Origin of the sequence: Pseudomonas sp. NFPP25 (assembly GCF_900116505.1) — a bacterium.
GTDB classification, from domain to species: domain Bacteria; phylum Pseudomonadota; class Gammaproteobacteria; order Pseudomonadales; family Pseudomonadaceae; genus Aquipseudomonas; species Aquipseudomonas protegens.
The window spans coordinates 29,913-47,662 of record NZ_FPBG01000011.1 but is presented as its reverse complement, the minus strand read 5'-3'; the positions used below and the strand labels follow the sequence as shown (position 1 = coordinate 47,662).

The window sequence follows — 17,750 nt, the reverse complement described above, 5'->3', positions numbered from 1 at the left end:
GCCGATCCGCCGCTCTTCAACCGAAGGTTTGAGGGCTGCTCTACTGGTTGAAAAAACAGGATAAAAAAGCCGATCCCGTTGCCGGATCGGCTTATCTGCTGCTCGTAGGGTGCGATCCGTTGGCCGGAACCCGGATCTTGTACACATTGGGTGCAACACGGCCCTACCGTTGGCCGGGCCGGCGACGGCAAACGCGGCAACTGCACCTGGACGGCCGTGTCGACAACCGACCGGAACCGCGGACACCGCCTCGCTGTTGGGGAAGCCGTGAAATCAGGCCTCTAGCAACTGCTCGAGAACCCGCGGCAGTTCGGGGTGGGCCGGCAGGCGCAGGGCAAACTCGTCCTGCAACAGGCTCATCAGTTCCCCTGCATCGGTGATCTGCCGCCGCTCGCTGGGCTGCCCCATCCGATGCAGGGCGTAGCTGCCATTGTTCAAGGTGCGGCGTATTCCCGGCCCCATCAGCGCCACCTTCAATTGGCCGAGGAAAGGAGAGTCCGGGTGGGTCGAGACGTACCAGTTACCCATCTCGTAATCCACATCGCCCTGCAGTTGCAGGTCAAAAACGTACATCGCCCGCCATTCATCCATGACCTTGGCGCGCAAGGTGTAGCTGCCTTCGCGCAGGGTGATGCGATACGGCTCGTGGGGCGTTGCCTGTTCTTGCTCGGTATCCAGCAGCAAGGGCGCGGTGGGCACCATGCCGCCAAAGCCGACATCGACGATGTAGCGCTGGCCCTCCAGGTGCACCAGCGCCAGACGGTGGCTGCGAGCGGTCAGCGCATCTTCCGGCGCCCCCATCACCACCCGCCCGGTGATGCCCCGGGCATCGAAACCCAGGTGCTGCAACAGCACCAAGAAGGCCTGGTTGAGCTCATAGCAGTAGCCGCCGCGCCCCTCGTGGAGAATCTTGCGCTCCACCGAGGCCAGGTCGATGGGTACCGGAACCCGCAACAGGGTCGAAAGGCTTTCGAAGGCAAAACGACAGACATGGCGCCATTGCAGCTCCCGCAGGGTTTCCAGGGTCGGCGCTGGCGCCTGTGGGTAGCCCAGTTGCTGCAGGTACAGGTCGAAGTTCATCAGGTGCGGCTGGCTCATGCACAAATCCTTGAAATGAGGGTCGCCCAGGGTCGCGACAGGCCCCGGCAGGTCGGCGTTATGTATAAGCCAGAAGCGGCCGGCCCGGACAATCAATTCGGCTGATATTTTTTATCGCATTGGCCCCGGATTGGCTCTTGCCAAGCGCCGAGGGCGACTCTGTAATAAGCGCCCCGTCGCTCCCGCTGGAGAACTCTGCGCCATGCACTCACTGGAAGGCCCGCGAATCATCCTGCGCCCGTTGCAACGCAGTGATGCCGACGCCCTGGTCAACGCCGCCCGGGACGGTGAGCTGTGGAACCTGCCTTTCACCGTAGTGCCCTCCCCCGACACCGTCGAACGCTACCTCGACGTGGCGCTCGAGGGCCGTGATGCCGGTAGCGTACTGCCGTTCGCTACCGTGCTCAGGAGCACGGGCGAAGTCATCGGCTGCACGCGTTTCTGGAAGATCGACCGGCACAACCGCAAGCTGGAGATCGGCAGCACCTGGATCGCCAGCCGCTGGCAGCGCAGCTTCGTCAACACCGAGGCCAAGTACCTGATGCTGTGCCATGCCTTTGACGACATGAACTGCGTGCGGGTGCAGTTCACGACCGACGAGATCAATCACACATCCCGCGCGGCGATCCTGCGCCTCGGCGCCCGACAGGAAGGCATAGTGCGGCACGAGCGCATCATGCCCGACGGACGCAAGCGCAATTCCGTGCGCTTCAGCATCATCGACGACGAGTGGCCCGCCGTGCGCCAGCGTCTGCAACAACGCCTCAGCCAAGCCTGAGGCCTCACCCTTACAAGCCCCACAAGGATGTAGCCATGCCCGTCGATTTCACCCTACGCCCAGCCCAGCGCGAGGACGCGCTGTGCATCAGTGGCCTGGCCACCCAGGTCTTTCTCGACACCTATGCCACCGACGGCATGCGCAGCGACCTGGCCGAGGAAGCCCTGAGCGTCTACGCCCCGGAACAGTTCCACCAGCGCCTTGAGGATCCCCACAGAAGCCTGTTGCTGGCCGAGCGTAACGGGCACCTGCTGGGCTTCGCGGAAATCGCCGGCAACACCCGGCCGCCGCTTGCCGGCCTGGCCGATGGGATGGAGTTGGTGCGCCTGTACGTGCAGCGCCATGCCCATCGGCAAGGCGTTGGCCAGGCGCTGCTGCAACAGGTGGAAGAACGGCTGCAAGCCAGCGACAGGCCCTGCCTGTGGCTCGCCGTCTGGGCACAGAACCATCGGGCGCAGGCCTTCTATCAGGCCCAGGGCTACGTCTGCGCCGGTAGCACCGCCTACGAGTTTGGCGGCAACGCCTACGCCAACCAGGTGTTCTGCAAGCGCTGGTAGCCGTCAGCGATCGGAGCGCTGCAACGGCTCCCCCACATGGTCCGCCGCCAGCGCCATGGCCCGATTGCGGCCCGTGGCCTTGGCTTGATACAGGGCCGCGTCGGCCCTTTCGATAAACATCTCGATGCTGTCGCGGCCCGTCGGCACGAAGGCGTAGCAGCCCAGGCTAACCGTCACGCAGCCCACCGGTGAGCCGGAATGGGCGATGTTGCGCTGCATGACACTGCGGCGAATCTGCTCGGCCATGGCCAGCGCGCCATGAATGTCGGTGTCGGGCAGCAACACCGCAAACTCTTCGCCACCATAGCGCACGGCCAGGTCAGCCTTGCGCTGGCAGCAGCCCTTGAGCGCCTGGGCCACCTCGGTCAGGCAGTGATCGCCCGCCACATGCCCGTAGGTATCGTTGTAGCGCTTGAAATAGTCGATATCGACCATGACCAGGCTCAACGGGCTGCGTTGCCGCGCACCACGGCCAAACTCCACGGTCAGGGCGCGCTCGAACAAGCGGCGGTTGGCCAGGCCGGTGAGGCTGTCATGGGTGGCGATCACCTCCAGGGCCTCCTGGGCCTCGCGCAGATCTGCCTCGATCCGCTCGTTGTTGCGCACCTGCTGCACGAAGACCCAGCCGAACAGGCCGACCCCCAGCAGCACCAGGGCGACGATGGCCGTGGACTGGTAGGCCGAGGCATACCAGCCCTTGAGCACCGAGTCCTTGGAGTTGGCCGCGGCCACCACCAGGGGATAGGCCTGCAACTGCCGATAGCCGTACAGGCGCGTCACCCCATCAACAATCGAGGTGATCATGGCGTTGCCGGTGGTGGCCTCGGGCAAGTACTTGCTGAAGATCTCGCCGCGGGCCAGGGAAGCACCGATCTGCCGCTCTTCGAACGGCCGCCGCGCAATCAGCGTGCCGTCGGACAGGGCAAGGAACATGGCACCCTGCTCGTCGATATTGAAACTGGTGAAGAACTGATCGAAATACGCCAGCTTGATGCCTGCCATCAGCACCCCCTGGAAATTCCCCTGGCTATCGTTGAGCCGCCGCGAGATGGGAATGATCCATTCGCCATTGGCCCGGCTGCGGATGGCCGGGCTGATGTGAGCCAGCAACGAAGCATTCTGCTGATGGAAACGAAAGTAGTCGCGGTCTGCCACATCGTTGCCATGGGGCGAATCACCAAAGGAACTGACCACCCACTGACCGTCCCGGTCATAGAGAAATACCCCGCTGAGCTGGGTCAGGGCCTGCACCCGCCGGGCGAATATGCCCTGCAAGCGGGGCTGCTGCTCAGGGCCATCGCCCAGGGCCTGGATCCACTCGGACAGGCTCATCAGCACCAGGTCGGCTTCCATGAAAGTGTCTTCGGCCTGCTGGGCGATGGCCCGGGTCAGGTTGGTGGAATTGACTTCCGCCTGCATCAGGTCGTGACGCCAGGACTGTTCCAGTTGCAGGTACAACAGCCCGCACAGGCACAGAAACACGGTTGCGATGAAGGCCACCGCGGCCTTGAGCAGCGGCAAGCGCTTCAGGGTTCCACCAGGGGGATGATGAGGATCGTAGATGGGAACAGGCAAAAGGGTCGTCCTGACGGGAGTGGCCTGGGCTACAGGGCGGGTCCCTGGTTGTTTTCGAGACTGGCTGAACGGCCAGCGCCCTGCACAGTATAGGTTTTCTGGCCGCTGACCCGGGCCGGGAGCTCAGGCAGCAACCTTGAACGGCCCGGCTCCACCCTGGGGTTATCGGCCACCGCGAGCAATGCTTAAAGTGCCGATCGACGGCTCGAGCAATATTCGACAAACACCTCGGAAAGCGCCGCCAGCACAGTTTGGTCCGCTTCGGGCGCGGTGAACAGACGGTACTGCGCATCCGGCAACGGTGGCAAACCGTATTCCTCCCCCAGGGCACACAGCCCTGCCCCCAACTGGCTGGCCGCCATGGGTGCTATGGCGAACCCGGACAGCACGGCGGCGCGCAGGGCCCAATTGCTGCTGCAAAGCATAACCGTGCGCTGGGCAATGCCGGCCTGGGCCAGCCGGCCCAGGGCCGCGGCCCGATAGGGGCAAGGCTCGGGAAACAGCGCCAGGGGCAAGGGGTCGGGCAAGAGCCCGGCAGGTTGCACCAGCCCGGCCCAGACCAGCGGTTCGGACCAGAGCAGGCGGCCAGGCTCGGCAGTTTCGCACAGCGAGCCCACCACCAATTGCAAATTGCCCTGGGCCAGCAGATCCAGCAGCGTACCGGGAATGCCAACCTGCACATCGAGCCGGATACCTGGGTAGCGCCCGGCAAAATCCTGCAGCGCACGCAGCAGCCGGGGGTCGGCAAAATCCTCGGACAGGCCCACCCCCACGCGCCCGTGGAACGGCACCCGGGTCAGTTCGGTCCAGGCGTCGCGGTTCAACGCCAGGATCGCCCGGGCATAGGCCATCAACCGCTCGCCATCGGCGGTCAGCTGCTGCGAGCGGGTGGTGCGCTGGAGCAGCGGCTTGCCGACCTGCTGTTCCAGGCGCCGCAGGTGGCCGCTGACCGCGGACTGGGTCAGGTGCAGCTTGAGGGCCGCACGGCTGAACCCTTGTTCATCGACAACAGCAACAAAGGTGCGCAATAGCAGGGCATCGAACATATTTCAGAATGAAATCAATAAGGCTTGAATCGACAATTTATATTTAAAAACAAGCTATGTTGCAATAACGGTCATCCCAACTCCAAGAGATTCGTCCATGACCCGGCTCCTGCACATTCAATGCTCGCCCCGCCTGCGCCGCTCCGCCTCCCTGGAAATCGCCCACGGCTTCATCCAGAGCTACAGACAGCAACGGCCGGACACCGAGGTCACCACCCTGGACCTGTGGAGCCTCGATTTGCCGGAACTCGATCAGACGGCCATGGACGCCAAATATGCACAACTGGCCGGCCAGCCCCTGGGCAATGCCGAACAGCGGGCCTGGGCGCGGCTCCAGGCGCTGGCAGAGCCGCTGCACCAGGCCGACCTGCTGGTGCTTTCCATCCCCCTGTGGAATTTCAGCATTCCCTACAAGCTCAAGCACTTCATCGATCTGGTTTCCCACCAGGGCATCCTCTTCAGCTTCGACCCCGAGAACGGCCTGCAAGGCCTGCTGCGCAACAAGACGGCGGTGGCGGCCTACGCCCGGGGCCTGGACTTTTCTTCCCGCTCCAGCACACCAGCACCGGCATTCGATTTCCAGAAGCCCTATATAGAGGCCTGGCTGAATTTCATCGGGATTGCCAACCAGCACTCGCTGATCGTGGAAAAGACCATCCTCGGCCCGGACATCGACCAGGCCTCGCGACAGGCGGCCGCCGAGCAGGCACAGGCCCTGGCGCAGCAACTGGCGGCCCGCCAGTACTGAACCATACCCGGGCCGGCGCCGCGCAGGAGCCTGCCCGCCTGGCCCACCCTGCTCTTTACCGCCGAGCCCAGGCATCCGCAGTGAGCATTACCCTCGCGGGTGTCTTGCCACTTATCCGGCTGCGCCCGCCGCTCATCAAAAAAAGCTGTAACGACACCTTCACTTCCTGCATTTCGGGTCTATAAACAATTCACAAAATCCTTCGCTTCGAATCACCACCCGTTCACCCATGCCCTTGTCGAGCATGGGGTGGTGCTGGAAGCTGGCCCCAAGGAGCGGGAGTTGACCGGAAGTACCACGCTGCAGCGTTTCACCTTCAGGCCCTGGCGTCATCGCGAACTGCTGCGGGCACTGATCGAACGCGAAGTGATAGGCCGCTACCGCGGCTCGATCGCCGGCCTGCTCTGGTCCTTTCTCAACCCCTTGCTCATGTTGCTGGTGTACACCTTCGTGTTCAGCGTGGTGTTCAAGGTGCGTTGGGGAACCGACAACGACTCGAACACCCAGTTCGCCCTGCTGGTGTTCACCGGGATGATGGTCTTCAACCTGTTCTCCGAATGCCTCACCCGAGCCCCCGGGCTGATCCTGAGCCACGTCAACTATGTGAAGAAGGTGGTGTTCCCCCTGGACATGCTGCCCTGCGTGATGCTCGGGGCGGTGCTGTTCCACACGCTGGTGAGCTTTGCCGTCTGGCTGCTGTTCCACCTCCTGGCCTTCGGCCTGCCGCCGCCCACCGCTCTGTTGTTTCCCCTGGTGCTGCTGCCCCTGGTGCTGTTCACCCTCGGGCTGTCCTGGGTCCTCGCCTCCCTGGGGGTCTACCTGCGGGATGTTAGCCAGGTCATCGGTGTACTGATGTCGGCCCTGCTGCTGATGTCGGCGGTGTTCTATCCGCTGAGCGCCCTGCCCGAGGCCTACCGGCACTGGCTCTACCTGAACCCCTTGACCCTGGTGATCGAGTCCTCCCGCGACGTGCTGATCTGGGGCGTGGTGCCCGATCTCGGCCTGTGGCTGATAGAGCTGAGCGTCGCGCTCGGCGTGGCCTTCCTGGGATGGGCGTGGTTCGAAAAAACCCGCCCGGGGTTCGCCGATGTGCTCTGAACTGGCGATCAAGGCCCAGGGCCTGGGCAAGTGCTACCCGATCTACGACCAGCCCCGCGACCGCCTGCTGCAACTGCTGCTGCCCCGCGGCAAGCAGCGCTATCGCGAGTTCTGGGCCTTGAAGGACGTTGCGCTGGAAGTGCGCAAGGGTGAAACCCTGGGCATCATCGGCCGCAACGGCAGCGGCAAGTCGACCCTGCTGCAACTGATCTGCCGCACCAGCACCGCCTCCACGGGCAGCGTGACCAGCCATGGGCGGATCGCCGCCCTGCTGGAGCTGGGCTCAGGGTTCAATCCAGAGTTCAGCGGCCGCGAGAACGTCTACCTCAACGGTGCGGTATTGGGCCTCAAACGCGCGGAGATCGAGGCGCGTTTCGACGAAATCACCGCCTTCGCCAACATCGGCGAATTCATCGACCAGCCCACCAGGACCTATTCCAGCGGCATGCTGGTGCGCCTGGCCTTTGCCGTTTCGGTGTGCGTGGAGCCGGATATCCTGATCGTCGACGAAGCCCTGGCCGTCGGCGATGCCTCCTTCCAGTTCAAGTGCCTGGAACGCCTGGAGCGCCTGACCCGACAAGGCATGACCCTGCTGTTCGTGTCCCATGACATGAGCATGGTCAAGCGCTTCTGCAACCGCGCCCTCTACCTGCGCGACGGCGAAATCCGCGCCAGCGGTGCACCGGAGGCGATGGCCGAGCTGTACCTGCTGGACATGCGTGACGAACAGCGCCGCTGGGCCAGCGCGGGCGCCGTCCAGGTCAGCGCCAAGACACCACTCAACCCGGAGCACGGCATGGCCTTCGGCACCCCTGAAGGGCGGATCACCTCAGCCGTGTTCAGCAATACCGGGGCGCTGTACTCAAGCTTTGCCCACGGCGACATGATCGAAATCGCCATCGATGCCCAGGTCAGCGACGCCATTGCCCGCCCCAACATCAGCCTGACCATCCAGGAAGCCCGGCTGCTGGTGGTCAGCGGGGTCAACGTCGCCCTGCAATGCGGCGAGTCCCGGCAAGGCTGGCGCAGCGCCTCGGTGTGCCTGCGATTCGCCGCCAACCTGGCGGCCGGGCGCTACCACATCACGCTCAAGCTGATGAATGGCGAAACGGAAGAAACCTCCCACCTGATTGAAAAGCAGGTGGCCCTCCTGGCGTTCGACACCTTGCCGGGCAACAAGCACTTCCTGGGAATCGTCGACTTGCACATCGAACCTGTCACCCGCCCATCGCAGCAGCTCCTGGCAGTCGAGGAGCGTTCATGAGCGACAAGCAATGGCAAGTCGCGATCTTCGGTACCTTCGATGTAGCCAACTACGGCGACCTGCTGTTCCCCCTCATTGCCGAAGCAGCATTGCAGGCGCGCCTGGGCAAGGTGCGCCTGCACGCGTTCTCCTATCACTCGCGCAGCACGCCGCAATGGCCCTACCCCGTCACCTCGGTCAGTGAACTACCCCAGCTCATCGATAGCCTGGACGCAGTGCTGATCGGCGGCGGCTTCATCATTCGCTTCGACAAGGTCATCGCTGCCGACTACTACCCGCCCGACCCGCAGATCCATCACCCCACCGGGTACTGGCTGTCGCCTGCGCTGATGGCCCTGCAACACAATGTGCCGCTGATCTGGAACGCCCCCGGCATGCACTGCAACCCGATTCCATCCTGGGCGGCCCCGCTGGTCAGGCTGACCCTGGAGCAAAGCCCCCACGTCCGGGTGCGCGATGCCCTGTCTGCAAACACCCTGTCCGCGCTGAGCGAGCAGACCCAGGTCGAGGTACTGCCGGATACCGCCTTTGGCTTGCCCAGCCTGATCGACCGGCAGCAACCCTCGGCGGCCTATCGCCAACTCTGTGCCCAGGCCGGCCTGACCGGGCCCTATCTGGTGGTGCATGCGATTGCCGGCCTGGAGAGCTTTCTCCAGCTATGGAAAACCCACAACGCGCTGTTCAGCCAGTGGCAGCTGCTGCTGTTGCCCATCGGCCCGGTGCTCGGGGACCATGAGTCGATTCTCGGGGCCGACCTGCCACGGGCCGTGCGCCTGCCGGCCTGGCCAGAGCCACTGCTACTGGCGGAGATCCTGGCCCAGGCCCAGGGCGTCATCGGCCACAGCTATCACCTGGCGATCACCGCCCTGGCCTTCGGCGTACCGGCCTTCTGTTCGGCCAACCTGAACCAGGGCAAGTACACCGCCTTGCGCGCATACCGCGGGATCCGCCCCCTGCCCGCCGAACAGCCCATCGATCCCCAGTGGTTCCAGCAACACCTGAGCGAAACGGGGCCCTGCCCCGAGGTGATCGCCGCGCAAGAACAAGTGCAGCGCCATTGGGACCGGGTAGCCGAACTGATCGCCCAGGGCCCGCGCCCCACCAGCCAGGCGCTGAACCGCTTCTGGCAAGCCCTGCCCAGCCTGCTGGAGGCCCCCCTCCCGGACTGTCGCGAGGCGATCCTGAGCAAACAGGCCGAACTGGATGCGCTGAAAATCCAGGTACAGCAGTTGACGCTACTACGCCGCCATCAAACGGAACTCACCAGTCGGGTCGATGCCGAGCTGGGTCGAATCCATCGCTCCAACTCCTATCGCCTCACCGCGCCGTTACGCTCCCTGCGGCGCCGCCTGCAACATTTATTGGGAAGATGAATACGATGCTGAATCTGCCAATGCTGACCAGAGCCCCCTTGCACACTCAGCCCTTTCGCTGGGGGCGGATCACCGAACTGTATTCGCCCGCGGACGCCGCGGCCCTGGTAGCGACCTATCCCCGTGACTCCTTCAAGACGGTGTCCGGCTATGGCGGAGAAAAGGACTACGAGTACCAGGCGCGGCAACTGGTGGAAATGGGCACCGGGCGCATTATCCACGAGCAGCACCTGAGCCCGGCCTGGCGCAGGCTGGCCAGCGAGTTGACCGCACCGGACTATCGCCTGGCGCTGTCGACGCTCACCGACATGGACCTCAGAAACGCTCCCATGGAGGTCAATGTCTTCCACTACGGGCCGCAGGCCTGCCTCGGCCCGCACCCGGACCTGGGCGACAAGCTGGTGACCCATATCCTGTACTTCAACGATTCCTGGAACATCGAGGACGGTGGCTGCCTGAATATCCTGGGCTCTGCCGACCCCACGGATGTGGTCGCGGTGATCCCGCCCCTGGTGGGCACATCGGCAGTACTGGTACGCGCCGAGAACTCCTGGCATGCGGTGACGCAGGTGGTAGCCAATTGCCGGACTTCACGGCGCAGCATGACCGTGACCTTCTACCGGCCCGGCTCCCTCAGCTCAATGTGGCCCAGTGGCGACCAGAGCTCACTGCACAACTATGAGCCCGCTCATGACTAAGTCCCACTCGCAGGACCAGGAGTCGACCCTGCTGCGGCTCGAGCACGCACAGGCCATCCTTCAGCGCGATGCCGCCCTGGCGCATATCGAACATATGCGGCGCTCGCGTTCCTGGCGCCTGACCCGCCCCCTGCGCATGCTGATGCAGCTGCTGCGGCACGGGGTGATCAACGACGAGAGCGAGTACCCGACTCACCTGCCCTCTCTCGTCCAGCCTCTGCCAGCTTCCATCCCCTTGGAGCCCGATATCGTGGAGGACTCAGCACCCGGCTCTGCTGCTCAGCATTTTGACCTGCTGTGCTTTGCCAATATCGACTGGTCCGCCAGGTTCCAGCGACCACAGCAACTGATGACGCAGTTCGCTATCCAGGGTTATCGGGTGTTCTACATTATCCTTTCGCCGCTACCCGCGGCAGAGCGGCCCTATACGGCGCACCCAGTCGCTCCCGGGGTCTTCGAAGTCACCCTGCGCGGGCATGCACGGCAGGACTATTACGCCACCTGCATCACCGAAGGCAACCTGCGCGCCAATGCAGAGGCGTTGCAGGCCCTGGTGAGCGACTACCGGATCAAGACGGCGGTGTCGGTGGTTCACCTGCCCTATTGGACGCGCCTGGCCCTGCACCTGCGCAAGGCATACGGCTGGCCCGTGCAATACGACTGCATGGACGAATGGCAGGACTTTCCGAACATCGGTCAGCCCTTGCTGGACCAGGAACAGGTACTGGTGGAGCAAGCTGATCTGGTAACCGTCACCGCCTCCGTGCTGTACGACAAATGGGCCAGTACCAACCGTCGCTGCCAGTTGGTTAGAAACGGGGTGGACTTCGACTTCTTTGCCCGATGCTGTACACCCAATACTCTGCTGGAGGAGCTTCAAGGCCCGATCATCGGCTTCTATGGTGCCCTGGCCGAATGGGTCGATTTTGAGCTGGTGGCGGCCATCGCCCGACAACGACCAGAGTGGAATCTGGTGCTCATTGGCGATGTGTTCGTCCGTGACCTGGCCGGCCTCGACCGCTTGCCCAATGTGCACCTGCTGGGCCGCAAGCCTTACTCGCAGATGCCGCAATACCTGTACCACTTCGATGTCTGCATCATTCCTTTTCGCCTCTACAACGTGACCCACGCGGTGGATCCGGTGAAGTTCTACGAGTTCATCAGCGCCGGCAAACCCGTGGTCGCAGTGCCGCTGCTGGAGATGCAGATCTACGAGCCTTACCTGTATTTCGCCGACGGGCCGTCTGCCTTTGTCACGCAGATCGAAAGAGCCCTTGGGGAAACCGATCTGCAGCGCTGGAACCAACGGCTGGCACTGGCCAGGGAAAACGATTGGCGGCAACGCTTCGAAGACACGCGCGATGCGCTGGTCGAACTGTTTCCGAAGGTCTCGGTAATCATCGTCACCTACAACAATGTTCAGCTGACCCGCGGCTGCATCGACAGCCTGCTGCGCAATTGCGCCTACCCGAACCTGCAACTGATCATCGTCGACAACGCCTCGCAGGACTCCACCCGCAACTACCTGCGCTACCTGGCCCGCAGCGAACCCAATGTGAGCATAGTGCTCAACGAACAGAACCTGGGTTTCGCCGCCGCCAACAACCAGGGCCTGCGCCTTGCGCAGGGCCACTACCTGGTCCTGCTCAACAACGACACCGTGGTGCCCAAGGGCTGGCTCGCGCCCCTGCTGCGCCACCTCGACGACCCGGAGGTGGGGTTGGTGGGGCCGACCACCAATGCGGTGGGCAACGAGGCCCGGGTCAGCATCGACTACCAGGACCTCGACGACATGGAGGACTTCGCCGACCGGCGCGCCAGCCAGTACCGCGGGCGCTGCTTCGACATCCCGATGCTGGCCATGTTTTGCGTAGCGATGCGCCGCGAAGTGCTGGATCAGGTGGGCTGGCTGGATGAAGCCTTTGGCATCGGCATGTTCGAAGACGACGACTACAGCCGGCGAGTCCAGGCCGCCGGCTTGCGCACCGTATGCGCCGAGGACAGCTACATCCACCACTACGGCCAGGCCTCGTTCAAGGCCCTTATCGCCAGCGGCGAATACCAGCGGTTATGGGACAAGAACCAGGCCTACTTCGAAAGCAAGTGGGGGCCCTGGCAACCCCATCGTCAAGCACGCCGCAGAGCGAACGCCGACGCCACGAAAATGAAGCTCACCGACTGAATCTGCAGCCCGATGCACCCACAAGGAAGATGCCGAACGTGCTGAAAAAAATAATTCAACAGCTCAGTGGTCGGGCAGTCGCAGCCCATGTTCCCCCGGACGACATGAGCGAGGAGCAGCGCAAGGCGCAGACCGCCGAGCACTGGTCACAGAACCAGGCCGGCTCGGATGCGTTTTCTGCGGATGTCTACTGGCTGGCAGTGCCTGCGGTGCAACAACGCCATCAGCAAAAGGCCACGGCCGGCAGCGGTCATGCTCACTGGGTACCCTATTGCCTGAACACCTTTCTGGCGGACCGGTTACCGGTGCCGCGTATGCTGAGCATCGGCTGCGGCACCGGTACCCTGGAACGCGAGCTCTACAAACTCCAGGCCTTCCAGGACTGCGACGCCGTGGATATCGCCCCGGCGGCGCTGGACACCGCCCGGGCAGAAGCGGCGGCGCTGGGGACCCGGACCCTGCACTACAGCCTCACCGACGTCGAGCGGGTGCAACTGCCCAGCGCTCATTACGACGCCGTCTGGTTCAACGGTTCACTGCATCACATTCGCCAATTGGAAAAGGTCTGCGCCAATGTCCGCCAGGCCTTGAAGGCGGACGGCTGGCTGTTCTTCAACGAGTATGTCGGCGCCAATCACTTTGCCTTTGACCAGGCCCAGTGCGCAGCCATCAGCCATGCCTTCGCCCTGATTCCCCCGGCCATGCGCCGCTCTTTCGTCCAGGGTTCCTACGGTCAGGTGCAGAACAACGTACCGCTCCCTGACCCACAAGAGGTGGTGAAGGTTGATCCGTCCGAGGCGGTGCGCTCCCAGGACATCCTCAAGGTGGTGGAACAGCACTTCGAGATCCAGGCCCTCAACACCTGCGGCGGTACCCTGCTGCAATTTCTGCTGCATGGCATCGCCGGCAATTTCAAGGCCGATGATCCCCAGGCGATGCGGGTGCTACGGATGCTGTTCGACATCGAAGACGGGCTGATCGAGTCGGGCACCCTGAACAGCGATTTCGTGATCGTTGCCGCGACCCCGAAACAGTCGGAGTCCGTGCCTTGACTCGCTCTGTATCCGGGGCGCGGCAATGAGCACCGCCCCGTTCCAGCGCTGGCGCCGCGTCTATCACCGCCTGCCGCTGCCTTACCTGCTGAAAGCCTTGATCCGGCGCCTGTATCACGGCGTGCTGGGACCTGGCTGGCGGGCCCTGCGTCGGCATCAGCGGGCCGCCAAGAGTTTCGTACCCGCTTGTAGCGTGCTACCGGCGGCCGACCCGCAATGGCCGGATTACGTGGTCTGGGGTGCCATCGACTGGGATTTCCGCCAGCAGCGTCCCCAGCACCTGGCCCGCGGCTTGAGCACCAGCGGACGCCGGGTTTTCTATGTCTCGGCCAGCCTGGAGGACGACGCTCGCGACGGTTTTACCTTGCGCCCGCTGGATGACCGAGGGCGGCTGTTCGAAGTGTGGCTGTTTGCACGCACAGCCCCGCTCCTCTACCACGCTGCCCCGCAAGAGGCCGTGGTCAAGCAGTTGCGTCGCAGCATCGGCGAGTTATTGAGCTGGGCCCATTCGAGCCAGGTGATCTCCCTGGTCCAGCACCCGTTCTGGGCCCCCGTGGCCGGGGCGCTGCCGGCCAGCCGCCTGGTCTATGACTGCATGGACGACCATCAGGGTTTCGGCAACAACGCCCCGGACCTCCTGCAACTGGAGCATGAGCTGCTGCGCGAGGCCGATATCACGCTGTTTGCCTCGGCGTGGCTGGAACGCCACTGGAGTCGGCACTGCCCGCCTGCAAGCACCGGGCAACGCTCCGTATTGCGCAATGCCGCCGACTTCACCTATTTTTCCAAGCCCCCGGCCCAGTGTTATCAAGACCCGCAAGGCCGTCCCGTGATCGGCTACTACGGGGCGCTCGCCCAGTGGTTCGATGTGGATCTGCTGGCCGCCATCGCCGAAGCCTTCAGGCACTGCACGATCCTGCTGATAGGCGCAGATACCGGGCGGGTTGGTGCGCGCCTGCAGCGCCATGCCAACGTCAGGCTGACCGGTGAAATCCCCTACGCACAGCTGTCCGCCTACCTGCAGGCCTTCGATGTCTGCATCCTGCCGTTTCGCATCGAGGCACTGACCCTGGCCACCAACCCGGTCAAGGTCTACGAATACCTGAGTGCCGGCAAGCCGGTGGTGGCGGTGGATCTGCCCGAGCTGCAGGAGTTCGGCCAGCAGGTATCCATTGCCAGGGATACCCCCTCCTTTATCGAAGCCATCGCCCAGGCGTTGCAGGAACCTGCCTGCGACAGCACTTCCCGCCAGCGCCAGGAATTCGCCGCACAACAGACTTGGGAGCACCGGGTAGAACAGTTGAAGGCCCTGGTTGAAGGCGAGCAAACCGAGCCCCTGATCAGCGTGATAGTAGTGACCTACAACAACCTGGCATTCACCCGTGCCTGCCTGGCCAGCCTGGCCGCCGATGCTCTGGGCCGCAATCTGGAAATCATTGTCGTCGACAATGCCTCCACCGACGGCAGCATCGAATTCCTTCGGCAGTGGGCCAGCGACAGCGCTCACTCGCTCATCCTCAACCTCGGCAACCTGGGTTTCTCCGCGGCCAACAATCAGGGCCTGGCCCGGGCTCGGGGCGAGTTCCTGGTCTTGCTCAACAACGACACCGAGGTCACCACTGGCTGGGCGCAGACCCTGCGCCGCCATCTGCAACGCAACCCGGGGCTCGGCCTGATCGGGCCGGTAACCAACAACATCGGCAACGAAGCGAAGATCGAGATCAGCTACCGCAGCCTCGAGGAGATGCCTGGCCGCGCCCGCCAATACACCTGGCGCCATGCCGGCCGGGTGGTGCCCTGCGCCACCCTCGGTTTCTTCGCGGTCATGATGCCCAGGTCGACCTATGAGCGCGTCGGGCCCCTGGATGAAGCCTTCGGCCTGGGCTTTTTCGAAGACGACGACTATTGCCGCCGGGTCGAGCAAGCAGGGCTGTCCTGCGCCTTTGCCGAAGACGTGTTCATTCATCACCATCTTTCTGCCTCGTTCAGCCAGATGCCCGGCAGCCAGCGCCAACAACTGTTTGAGCGCAACAAGGCCCTGTACGAGGCGAAATGGGGCCGACCCTGGACTCCCCACACCGCCAGGGAGCCATCATGAGGCTGGTTTATCTGTCACCGGTCAGCTGGCACAGCTTCGCGCAACGCCCCCATGAACTGGTGCGCCAGTTCCATGCGGCCACCCAGGCCCCCGTGCTGTGGGTCGAACCCTATCCCACGCGCTTGCCGGTACTGGCCGACTTGCTAACCCGCCCGCCATACCAGGGCCCGACCGTCGCCGTGCCGGACTGGCTGACCCTGGCCAGGCCCCGGGCCCTGCCCATAGAGCCCCTGCCCGGCTCGGGCTGGGTCAATCGCCTGTTCTGGCAGGAGCTCAAGCAACAGATCCGCCATTTTGCCCAGGCACCGACCCAGCTCGGCATCGGCAAACCCTCGAGGCTGGCCCTGCAACTGCTGCAGGAACCGATCTTCGCCGGCAGTTTCTATGACGTCATGGACAACGTACCGGCGTTCTATCGCGGCTGGTCGCGCCGTGCCATGCACCGGCGCCAGCACCAGACCGCCCGGGCTGTGGTCACCGCCCTGGCCTCTTGCACGACTTTGCAGCGCTACTGGCAACGGCAACAGGTCGATACCCGGCTGCTGCTCAATGGTTGCGCCAGCGAACGCCTGCCCGCCCTGCCCCTGTCCCGGCGCGCAGCACATGGAACACGGCCGGTGTTCGGCTACATCGGCACCCTCGCCAAGTGGTTCGACTGGGAATTCGTGCTTGCCCTGGCCGTGGCCTTTCCCGGGGCCGAGGTACGCCTGATCGGCCCCCAGCACGGACCTTCGCCCAGGGCACTGCCGGACAATATCCGGTGCTTGCCGGCGCTGTCCCACGAGGCCGCGCTGCAAGCCATGGCCGAGTTCGATGTCGGCCTGATCCCGTTCAAGTGCAACGACATCACCCGCTACGTCGACCCGATCAAATACTACGAGTACCGGGCCCTGGGCTTGCCAGTGGTCAGCACCGCATTCGGCGAAATGGGCACCAGGCGCCACCTTCCGGGAGTGTTTCTCAGCGACAGCCTCGACGACATCTCCCGAGTGATCCACCAGGCGCTGACGTTTACCGAGCCCCTGGCCGAGACCCTGAAGTTCCGCGAAGCCAACTCCTGGGCAAAACGCTTCGAGGGGGCCCATGCCGCGTTCCTGTGATGTGGTGGTGGTCAACTACAACGCCGGCCTTCTGCTGGAGGACTGCGTGATCTCGGTGCTGGCCCAGGACATCAACCGGCTGGTGCTGGTGGACAATGCCTCCCATGACGGCAGCCTGGAACAGGTTGCCACCCGGTTCGCTGCCGATGAACGCCTGCTCATCCTGCGCAACCCAAGCAACACCGGCTTCGCCGCGGCCTGCAACCTAGGCGCCAGTCACTGCGAGCAGCCACACATCCTGTTCCTCAACCCCGACACCGTATTGCAACCGGGCGCCTTGCAAGGAATGATCGACGCCCTGCGCCACACCCACGATCTGGGCATGGCAGGTGGCCTGCTGTGCAACTTCGACGGCAGCGAACAGCCCGGTGGACGTCGGGTCTTCCCCACTCCACGGCGGGCAATAGTACGCGCCCTCAACCTGTCGGGCCTGGCCTGGCTCTCGCCGCGACTGTTTTCCGACTTTCTTCTGCACCGCGAGCCCCTGCCCAGCCGTCCGACGCAGGTAGAAGCCATTTCCGGCGCCTGCATGCTGGTCAAGCGCGAAGCCCTGGACAGCGTCGGCGGCTGGGACGAAGGCTACTTCCTGCACTGCGAGGACCTGGACCTGTGCATGCGCTTTCGCCAGGAAGGCTGGAAAGTCTGCTTCGTACCCCAGGCCAGGATCTTTCACGCCTGGGGCGCCTGCAGCCGCACCCGCCCGGTGTTCGTCGAATGGCACAAGCACCGGGGCATGATCCGCTTCTATGGCAAGTTTTTTCGTGAGGACTATCCCCGGGTCCTCTCCTGGAGCATCTGTGCAGGTGTCTGGCTACGTTTCAGTTTCGTGGTGGGCTACCACTGGCTGGCGCAGGTGGGACGGATGCTCGGACAGCCTCGCTAGCCCGGCAATGGCTCAGAGCACAGCGTCGGCGTGGCACTTCCTGATAAACTGCGCCAATTCGTCACCCCGACAACCGCCATGACCACAGGCGGTTGCCCCGCAAAGCGACAAACATCCCATGCCCTTTACCGCTCCAAGCCCTTCCCGTTCAGAACCTTCCCGGCGCTTCAGTGTGGCGCCGATGATGGATTGGGTATATC

The 17,750-nt window shown here is 63.8% G+C and carries 15 protein-coding genes; 12 read left to right on the top strand and 3 right to left on the bottom strand.

Annotated features, from left to right (window positions below):
* Positions 1-273 precede the first annotated feature (273 nt).
* Positions 274-1,098 (bottom strand): arylamine N-acetyltransferase family protein, encoded by an 825-nt coding sequence (locus BM382_RS30945; protein WP_011060357.1) that lies wholly within the window; start codon positions 1,096-1,098, stop codon positions 274-276.
* 202 nt (positions 1,099-1,300) lie between these two features.
* On the opposite strand from BM382_RS30945, the gene BM382_RS30940 reads away from it, so the two are divergent.
* The gene (locus BM382_RS30940; protein ID WP_019094062.1) at positions 1,301-1,876 is read left to right on the top strand and encodes a GNAT family N-acetyltransferase; all 576 of its coding nucleotides are present in this window, start codon (positions 1,301-1,303) and stop codon (positions 1,874-1,876) included.
* A gap of 35 nt (positions 1,877-1,911) precedes the next feature.
* The gene (locus BM382_RS30935) at positions 1,912-2,433 is read left to right on the top strand and encodes a GNAT family N-acetyltransferase (protein ID WP_072444037.1); all 522 of its coding nucleotides are present in this window, start codon (positions 1,912-1,914) and stop codon (positions 2,431-2,433) included.
* Positions 2,434-2,436: 3 nt separating this feature from the next.
* On the opposite strand, the gene BM382_RS30930 is transcribed toward BM382_RS30935, so the two are convergent.
* Positions 2,437-4,008, bottom strand: a complete 1,572-nt coding sequence (locus BM382_RS30930; protein WP_011060354.1) for a sensor domain-containing diguanylate cyclase — start codon at positions 4,006-4,008, stop codon at positions 2,437-2,439.
* 185 nt (positions 4,009-4,193) lie between these two features.
* The gene (locus BM382_RS30925) at positions 4,194-5,054 is read right to left on the bottom strand and encodes a LysR family transcriptional regulator (RefSeq protein WP_015634881.1); all 861 of its coding nucleotides are present in this window, start codon (positions 5,052-5,054) and stop codon (positions 4,194-4,196) included.
* Positions 5,055-5,151: 97 nt separating this feature from the next.
* On the opposite strand from BM382_RS30925, the gene BM382_RS30920 reads away from it, so the two are divergent.
* From BM382_RS30920 to BM382_RS30875, 10 genes are all read left to right on the top strand, one after another.
* Complete coding sequence (locus tag BM382_RS30920; RefSeq protein WP_053157329.1) at positions 5,152-5,802, top strand: FMN-dependent NADH-azoreductase; 651 nt, start codon at positions 5,152-5,154, stop codon at positions 5,800-5,802.
* Positions 5,803-6,084: 282 nt separating this feature from the next.
* Positions 6,085-6,900 (top strand): ABC transporter permease, encoded by an 816-nt coding sequence (locus BM382_RS30915; protein WP_019094064.1) that lies wholly within the window; start codon positions 6,085-6,087, stop codon positions 6,898-6,900.
* On the top strand, positions 6,890-8,164 hold the full coding sequence (locus BM382_RS30910; protein ID WP_019095921.1) for an ABC transporter ATP-binding protein: 1,275 nt from the start codon (positions 6,890-6,892) through the stop codon (positions 8,162-8,164). The genes BM382_RS30915 and BM382_RS30910 overlap by 11 nt, the downstream gene beginning before the upstream one ends.
* Positions 8,161-9,537, top strand: coding sequence for a polysaccharide pyruvyl transferase family protein (locus BM382_RS30905; RefSeq protein WP_019094066.1), 1,377 nt, complete (start codon positions 8,161-8,163; stop codon positions 9,535-9,537). Before BM382_RS30910 ends, BM382_RS30905 begins: the two co-directional genes overlap by 4 nt.
* A gap of 5 nt (positions 9,538-9,542) precedes the next feature.
* Positions 9,543-10,235: a 2OG-Fe(II) oxygenase family protein gene (locus tag BM382_RS30900; protein WP_072444039.1), complete on the top strand. Its 693-nt coding sequence runs from the start codon at positions 9,543-9,545 to the stop codon at positions 10,233-10,235.
* Positions 10,228-12,417 (top strand): glycosyltransferase, encoded by a 2,190-nt coding sequence (locus tag BM382_RS30895; protein WP_072444041.1) that lies wholly within the window; start codon positions 10,228-10,230, stop codon positions 12,415-12,417. The genes BM382_RS30900 and BM382_RS30895 overlap by 8 nt, the downstream gene beginning before the upstream one ends.
* Positions 12,418-12,446: 29 nt before the next feature.
* Positions 12,447-13,469 (top strand): class I SAM-dependent methyltransferase, encoded by a 1,023-nt coding sequence (locus BM382_RS30890; RefSeq protein WP_239690440.1) that lies wholly within the window; start codon positions 12,447-12,449, stop codon positions 13,467-13,469.
* Between the two features lie 25 nt (positions 13,470-13,494).
* On the top strand, positions 13,495-15,567 hold the full coding sequence (locus BM382_RS30885) for a glycosyltransferase (RefSeq protein ID WP_072444045.1): 2,073 nt from the start codon (positions 13,495-13,497) through the stop codon (positions 15,565-15,567).
* Positions 15,564-16,667: a glycosyltransferase family protein gene (locus BM382_RS30880; RefSeq protein ID WP_019095056.1), complete on the top strand. Its 1,104-nt coding sequence runs from the start codon at positions 15,564-15,566 to the stop codon at positions 16,665-16,667. The genes BM382_RS30885 and BM382_RS30880 overlap by 4 nt, the downstream gene beginning before the upstream one ends.
* Positions 16,651-17,550, top strand: a complete 900-nt coding sequence (locus BM382_RS30875) for a glycosyltransferase family 2 protein (protein WP_072444047.1) — start codon at positions 16,651-16,653, stop codon at positions 17,548-17,550. The genes BM382_RS30880 and BM382_RS30875 overlap by 17 nt, the downstream gene beginning before the upstream one ends.
* Positions 17,551-17,750 lie beyond the last annotated feature (200 nt).

What these genes read in the sequence shown, in the direction of transcription:
- BM382_RS30945 (WP_011060357.1), bottom strand. Translation starts at nt 1,098, where the DNA reads ATGAGCCAGCCGCACCTGATGAACTTCGACCTGTACCTGCAGCAACTG.
- BM382_RS30940 (WP_019094062.1), top strand. Translation starts at nt 1,301, where the DNA reads ATGCACTCACTGGAAGGCCCGCGAATCATCCTGCGCCCGTTGCAACGC.
- BM382_RS30935 (WP_072444037.1), top strand. Translation starts at nt 1,912, where the DNA reads ATGCCCGTCGATTTCACCCTACGCCCAGCCCAGCGCGAGGACGCGCTG.
- BM382_RS30925 (WP_015634881.1), bottom strand. Translation starts at nt 5,054, where the DNA reads ATGTTCGATGCCCTGCTATTGCGCACCTTTGTTGCTGTTGTCGATGAA.
- BM382_RS30920 (WP_053157329.1), top strand. Translation starts at nt 5,152, where the DNA reads ATGACCCGGCTCCTGCACATTCAATGCTCGCCCCGCCTGCGCCGCTCC.
- BM382_RS30910 (WP_019095921.1), top strand. Translation starts at nt 6,890, where the DNA reads ATGTGCTCTGAACTGGCGATCAAGGCCCAGGGCCTGGGCAAGTGCTAC.
- BM382_RS30905 (WP_019094066.1), top strand. Translation starts at nt 8,161, where the DNA reads ATGAGCGACAAGCAATGGCAAGTCGCGATCTTCGGTACCTTCGATGTA.
- BM382_RS30900 (WP_072444039.1), top strand. Translation starts at nt 9,543, where the DNA reads ATGCTGAATCTGCCAATGCTGACCAGAGCCCCCTTGCACACTCAGCCC.
- BM382_RS30895 (WP_072444041.1), top strand. Translation starts at nt 10,228, where the DNA reads ATGACTAAGTCCCACTCGCAGGACCAGGAGTCGACCCTGCTGCGGCTC.
- BM382_RS30890 (WP_239690440.1), top strand. Translation starts at nt 12,447, where the DNA reads ATGCCGAACGTGCTGAAAAAAATAATTCAACAGCTCAGTGGTCGGGCA.
- BM382_RS30885 (WP_072444045.1), top strand. Translation starts at nt 13,495, where the DNA reads ATGAGCACCGCCCCGTTCCAGCGCTGGCGCCGCGTCTATCACCGCCTG.
- BM382_RS30880 (WP_019095056.1), top strand. Translation starts at nt 15,564, where the DNA reads ATGAGGCTGGTTTATCTGTCACCGGTCAGCTGGCACAGCTTCGCGCAA.
- BM382_RS30875 (WP_072444047.1), top strand. Translation starts at nt 16,651, where the DNA reads ATGCCGCGTTCCTGTGATGTGGTGGTGGTCAACTACAACGCCGGCCTT.